The organism is Anoxybacillus kestanbolensis (genome assembly GCF_001996285.1).
Classification (GTDB): Bacteria; Bacillota; Bacilli; order Bacillales; family Anoxybacillaceae; genus Anoxybacillus; species Anoxybacillus kestanbolensis_A.
This window is the reverse complement of record NZ_MQAD01000019.1, coordinates 117,532-124,032: the sequence shown is the minus strand read 5'-3', so window position 1 is coordinate 124,032 and position 6,501 is coordinate 117,532. Positions and strand designations below refer to the sequence as shown.

Here is a 6,501-nt window from a genome sequence, read left to right as displayed (position 1 = left end):
AAACGTATTCACAGCCATTTAGGTTACAGAACTCCACAAGAAGTAGAAGATCAAGCACGTCAGTCAGCATAACGAGTTAACTTTTTTCTGTCCAATATATTGACTCAGGTCCAATATTTTATAAGACCAAATCACCATACGATTTGGTTTTTTATTTTTGTTGAAATATCAATATTTTTTGACGAAATCCTTTTTAAGGATTTTGGTATTTTATGTTAAACTAAATATATAGATTACTTAGAAAATTAGCAAAGGGAAAATTAACCCACGAGGAGGAAAGTGTATGAAAAAGTTTTTAATTCCATTATTAGTATTAATTGTGTTAGGCATTGGGGGTTATTTTGTTATTGGACTATTTAGTGCTAAACCACCTTTACCAACCATAACTGTTGGAGAAAAAAAGGTAGAAGTGACACAAGGTTCGTATTGTTGGAATGGATTACTTAATTCTGTTTGTGCTGATACAAGTTCTCCGCCAGAACTCATTAAAAATCAAGAACTAAAACCTGTGGTTGTACCACCAAATTCCCAATTGAAAATAGAATTCAAAGACGAGCCTAAAGAAAATACATTAGTAGTAAATAGATGGCTTACAAATATAAAAACAGAAAATGTTCCAATAAATGATAATGTGATACTATTACCAAAAGAAAAAGGTGTATATGTGTATGATGTTTCAGCAAGATGGGAAAAGGGAGATTCAAGTTATGCCTTTGTAATTGAAGTACGGTAGTAACCTTTTAGTAACAGTCTTGATTTAACAAGTCAATATAATTTTAGTTTAAAACGCTTGGAATAAACCCAAGCGTTTTAATGTGCTTTTTACCTTGTTAAATTTGGTTCGAATTTTGTGCTAATTACGCTGTTAAATGTTCAGACATATCGTAATACCCCAATCTAAAAAAAAGAAGCGGATACCCCACTTCTTTTTTGACAAGTTTTCGAGTCCGCCACTTATGAGTCGCCTGCGGATGAGCGACAAGTTTTCGAATCCGCCACTTATGAGTCGCTTGCGGATGAGCGACAAGTTTTCAAGTCACTTGTCCAGCCTTTCGTCGTGCAATTTTTAATGGTGGCGAAAGACTAATCATGGGTAACTAACACACCCCACATTTGTATTTTTATTATATTCAACAAAATATATTCTGTCAATGAACACATTCGACAGGATCCTGATTATACCAAAGCACGAACTTGTTTTTTCTCTCGCAAACATTTTACTTCTCCTCATCTCTAGGCTGCCGCTCGTCACGTTCTTTGAGGCGGGAGACTTCTTTCGAAAATTACGTTAAAAAAGAAGGTGTCCAAGCGGGCACCTTCTTTTTTTACACTTCCATAATAATCGGTAAAATCATCGGTTTTCGCTTCGTTTTTTCGTATAAAAACGGCGCAAGGGTGTCGGTAATTTCTGTTTTAATGTCCGACCATTGATTTGTTCCTTGTTCGAGTAACTGTTGTAAATGTTTGGCAATAAGCTGTTGTGCATCGTTAATTAAATTGCCCGATTCACGCATGTAGACGAATCCGCGTGAAATGATGTCTGGACCTGCGGCAATTTTCATTTCTTTCATGTTGATGCTCACAACGACGATGACTAATCCTTCTTCCGACAAAATGCGACGGTCGCGCAAGACGATGTTGCCGATATCGCCAATGCCGCTTCCGTCGATATAGACGGAGCCAGATGGGATTTTGCCGACGATGCTTGCGCCTTCTTCGCTAATGCCGAGCACTTCTCCGTTGTCCATAATAAAGCAGTTTTCTTCTGGTACACCGCAATCGACAGCTAGTTTTACATGCATTTTTTGCATGCGATATTCACCGTGAATCGGCATGAAATATTTCGGTTTCATGAGGCGAATCATTAATTTTTGTTCCTCTTGTCCGCCGTGACCAGACGTATGAATGTCGCTAAGCGGTCCATGAATGACTTCCGCTCCTGCACGCGCAAGCATGTTAATGATGCGATTGACACTTACAGTATTGCCCGGAATTGGCGAAGATGAAAAGACGACTGTATCCCCCGGCATAATTTGAATTTGACGGTGCGACCCATTGGCGATGCGCGATAACGCCGCCATCGGCTCACCTTGGCTTCCGGTGCAAAGAATGGTCACGCGATGGGCAGGAAGGCGATTAATTTGCGTAGCGTCAACGAACGTATCTTTCGGACATTTAATGTAGCCGAGCTGTTGTCCAATTTCGATGGCCGCTTCCATGCTTCGTCCGAACACCGCAATTTTCCGATTGTTTAATACAGCCGCTTCGGTGACTTGCTGTAAGCGGTGAATGTTGGAAGCAAACGTCGCAAAAATAATGCGTCCTTGTACTTTTCGGAAAATATCGTGAATGCTTTCGCCGACGCGTCGCTCAGACATCGTAAAATGCGGAATTTCGCTATTTGTACTGTCGGACAACAAACAAAGGACGCCTTCTTTCCCGATCTCTGCCATCTTCGTTAAGTTTGCTGGCTCGCCGACAGGGGTGAAGTCAAATTTAAAGTCACCTGTATGCACAATTTGCCCGACCGGTGTTTTGACGACAATGCCGTAGCTATCTGGAATGCTGTGCGTTGTCCGGAAAAATGTTACCGCAGTTTTTCCGAACGAAATGACGTCATCTTCTTTTATTTCAATTAGTTTCGTTTGGCGAAGCAATCCGTGTTCTTCTAATTTGTTGCGAATGAGCCCAAGCGCTAATTTTCCACCGTAAATTGGCACGTTCACTTGACGAAGTAAATACGGAATGCCGCCAATATGGTCTTCATGTCCGTGCGTAATAAACAATCCTTTAATGTTTTCTGCGTTTTTCACTAAATAGCTATAATCAGGAATGACGTAATCAATGCCGAGCAATTCATCTTCCGGAAACTTAATGCCGGCGTCGATGATGATGATTTCATCTTCATACTGCACGCCATATGTATTTTTTCCGATTTCGCCTAGACCGCCGAGGGCGAAAACGCCAACTTGTTTATTTTTCAACATGTTCATTGTTCAATCTCCAATACGTGAAAATCAGGGTTTTGTTGCTCGTACGCTAAATGCGCCCCTTCAAGCGGTTGAATGTATTCAATATTGATATGACGGTCTTGTAATTTTCGGCGCACATCTCGCTCGCTTTCTGCTTCGATGTAGAGCGTCTTCGTTTTTTCTCTTACCGGCACTTCATCGATCGTTTCTTGATAAAACACTTTAAAAATCAACGTTCATCTCTCCTTATGTGTAATGTTGCTTTTTTTATTATACCACACTTCATCGTTCCCTTTTAGGAAGTGAAGCGATGTGTAGCTCCGGCCGCTTTCCGCTTTTCCTATTATATATAAAAAGTGTAGAATAGGAAACAAAATTGAAAAGAAGCCCTTCGATTGAAGGGCTCGTACAACTAGGCAATGGATTTTTTACGCAAAAGTTCTTTCCATTGTTCGAGCAGCTTGCGTTTCAACTTTTTCAACATGACGCATCACTCCTCACTTTTATTGTATCCGATTTTGATGGAAAGTAAATGTCTGATCTATTATTTATTATAAGAAGATCATCGACAAATTTTGCATGGGAAAATATACATTGAAACAACCAATTTATTGACAATATGGCGCAATTCCGTTACGGTAAGTTTGTGAACTTTTACACGAGGAGCGCGAGAAACATGGAGAGAAAGATCGTCTTTTTTGATATTGACGGAACGTTGTTAGATCATGATAAACAGTTGCCGGAATCGACATATGAAGCGATACATGAATTAAAAAAACAAGGGGTATATGTAGCGATCGCCACAGGAAGAGCGCCGTTTATGTTTGAATCGTTGCGAAAAGAGCTTGACATTCAATCGTTTGTCAGCTTTAACGGACAGTATGTTGTTTTTGAAGGGGAGGTCATTTACAATCAACCGCTTGATCGCAAGCAACTTCGTTCATTAAAACAAATGGCACGCGACAATGACCATCCGCTTATTTTTATGGACGCCGACACGATGCGTGCAAGTGTAGCCGATCATCCGTACATTCATGAAAGCATGGGAAGTTTAAAATTTACTCATCCACCGCACGATGAAACGTATGATGAACGAAACGACATTTATCAAGCGCTTTTGTTTTGTAAACCAGAAGAAGAACAGCCGTATATTCAATCGTTTCCGACGTTTCACTTCGTGCGCTGGCATGCGGTGTCAACGGACGTATTGCCATATGGAGGGTCAAAAGCAGAAGGAATTAAAAAAATGATGAACGAACTCGGCATTCCGCGCGAAAACGTTTATGCGTTCGGCGATGGGTTAAACGATACAGAAATGCTTCGCTTTGTCGGCACAGGTGTCGCGATGGGAAATGGGCATGAAGAAGCGAAAAAAGTAGCTGATTTCATTACAAAACCGGTCGATGAAGACGGCATTTTATTCGGCTTACGTCAGCTCGGATTGTTGAAATAAAAGGTGTCCGCAATGGACACCCTTTTTTTAACGTTCAATCGGGATAGCGCCAGCTGGCACGTCGTACGGATTTTGTTTATTAATATGGTCATAAAACATAATGCCGTTTAAATGGTCAATTTCATGTTGAAATACGATCGCAGGCAATCCTTTTAAGCGCAGTTTCACCGTTTCGCCTTCAAGCGTCGTTCCGGTGACGGTAATGCGCATATAGCGCGGCACGTAACCCGGAATTGCTTCGTCTACAGACAAACAACCTTCTCCGCTCGTTAAATAGCACATCTCAACCGAATGGCTCACAATTTTCGGATTAAATAACGCATAGCTATGCAACGTTCCTTTTTCATCCGTCACATGCACCGCAATCATTCGTTTCGAGACGTTAATTTGTGGGGCAGCTAAGCCAATGCCTGGACGAAGCCCGTATGTTTTCGCTAGCTCAGGATCTTGGCTCATTTTTACATATTCCAATAAACTCGCTAAAATGCGGCGATCTTCTTCAGAAGGGGGAAGGGGAACTTCTTCCGCTACTTTTCGTAACGTCGGATGCCCATCTTTAATAATATCTTTCATCGTAATCACGTCGTTTCACTCCTTCATACATAAAGTAGACTACGTTTTATTATGGGCGATCATGCACAAAAGTGCAATCGCCTGACGAAACATACATAAACACGTTGTAAAACAGAAATAATACAGATTGAAAAAAATAAGTATAACAGATTCATAACACAGTTAAAATTTTCTAAATTTCATTTTTACATAGAACGTGTCAAGCAAACTGATTGACGAGCGTTGTCGAAAGGTGTAAACTGAAAGATGTAAAAAAACAGTTGTATTAATCGTAATTGCTTTTTTCATTAATACAGCTTTTCATACACAAACGTAGTAAAAACAAATCGTTTTTGGGCAAATTAAAAGGTGCATCATTTTACGTGTTGAAAAAGAAAGGATGAGGTGAACAACATGGGTAAAAAGCCCCTATTTGATGTGAAAAAGCAACTTGAAAAAGTCGCTGAGCAGTTTCCGACATTTCAAATTTTAAACGAAGAAGGCGAAGTCGTAAACGAAGCGGCGATGCCTGATTTAACGGATGAGCAATTGAAAGAATTAATGCGTCGCATGGTATATACGCGCGTACTTGACCAACGTTGCATTTCGTTAAACCGTCAAGGACGTCTCGGCTTCTATGCGCCAACAGCAGGACAAGAAGCGAGCCAATTAGCGAGCCATTTTGCGTTAGAAAAAGAAGATTTCATTTTACCGGGCTATCGTGACGTTCCGCAAATGATTTGGCACGGTTTACCGCTTTACCAAGCGTTTTTATTTTCACGCGGACATTTCCATGGCAACCAAATTCCTGAAGACGTGAACGCGTTGCCGCCGCAGATTATTATCGGTGCGCAAATTATTCAAGCAGCCGGCGTTGCGCTCGGCATGAAAAAACGCGGCAAAAAAGCGGTTGCGGTTACATATACAGGTGACGGCGGTGCATCACAAGGGGACTTCTACGAAGGAATTAACTTCGCAGGGGCATTTAACGCGCCAGCGATCTTTATCGTTCAAAACAACCGTTTTGCGATTTCCACACCAGTCGAAAAACAATCTGCGGCAAAAACAATCGCACAAAAAGCAGCAGCAGCTGGTATTCCGGGCATTCAAGTTGACGGAATGGACCCGCTTGCCGTGTATGTCGCAGTTCGTGACGCTCGCGAGCGTGCAATTAACGGTGGAGGACCAACATTGATTGAAACGCTTTGCTTCCGCTACGGTCCACATACGATGGCAGGAGACGACCCAACACGCTATCGTTCGAAAGAGCTTGAAAACGAATGGGAGAAAAAAGATCCGCTCGTTCGCTTCCGCAAGTTTTTAGAAAACAAAGGATTATGGAGCGAAGAAGAAGAAAATCGCGTGATCGAACAAGCGAAAGAAGACATTAAAGAAGCGATTAAGAAAGCGGACGAAACACCAAAACAAAAAGTAACAGACTTAATGTCGATCATGTACGAAGACATGCCAGCGTTCTTAAAAGAACAATACGAAATCTACAAAGAAAAGGAGTCGAAATAAGCC

General features: G+C 41.4%; 6 protein-coding genes. 3 read left to right on the top strand and 3 right to left on the bottom strand.

What is annotated here, in order from left to right:
• The first annotated feature begins 283 nt into the window (after positions 1 to 283).
• Entirely contained in the window at positions 284 to 733 is a 450-nt protein-coding gene (locus BO219_RS10850) for a hypothetical protein (RefSeq protein WP_025039205.1), read from the top strand.
• Positions 734 to 1,325: 592 nt separating this feature from the next.
• Here the strand turns inward: BO219_RS10850 and rnjA are convergent.
• Positions 1,326 to 2,993: a ribonuclease J1 gene (gene rnjA / locus BO219_RS10845; RefSeq protein WP_012575451.1), complete on the bottom strand. Its 1,668-nt coding sequence runs from the start codon at positions 2,991 to 2,993 to the stop codon at positions 1,326 to 1,328.
• The gene (locus BO219_RS10840) at positions 2,990 to 3,205 is read right to left on the bottom strand and encodes a DNA-dependent RNA polymerase subunit epsilon (protein WP_006321313.1); all 216 of its coding nucleotides are present in this window, start codon (positions 3,203 to 3,205) and stop codon (positions 2,990 to 2,992) included. Before BO219_RS10840 ends, rnjA begins: the two co-directional genes overlap by 4 nt.
• 443 nt (positions 3,206 to 3,648) lie before the next feature.
• Here BO219_RS10840 and BO219_RS10835 point away from each other — a divergent pair, with 443 nt between their 5' ends.
• Positions 3,649 to 4,425 (top strand): Cof-type HAD-IIB family hydrolase, encoded by a 777-nt coding sequence (locus tag BO219_RS10835; RefSeq protein ID WP_077429541.1) that lies wholly within the window; start codon positions 3,649 to 3,651, stop codon positions 4,423 to 4,425.
• A gap of 27 nt (positions 4,426 to 4,452) precedes the next feature.
• Here the strand turns inward: BO219_RS10835 and def are convergent, their stop codons facing one another.
• Positions 4,453 to 5,007, bottom strand: a complete 555-nt coding sequence (gene def, locus BO219_RS10830; protein WP_077429540.1) for a peptide deformylase — start codon at positions 5,005 to 5,007, stop codon at positions 4,453 to 4,455.
• Between the two features lie 384 nt (positions 5,008 to 5,391).
• Between def and pdhA the strand changes: the two genes are divergently transcribed.
• Complete coding sequence (pdhA, locus tag BO219_RS10825) at positions 5,392 to 6,498, top strand: pyruvate dehydrogenase (acetyl-transferring) E1 component subunit alpha (RefSeq protein ID WP_077429539.1); 1,107 nt, start codon at positions 5,392 to 5,394, stop codon at positions 6,496 to 6,498.
• Positions 6,499 to 6,501 lie beyond the last annotated feature (3 nt).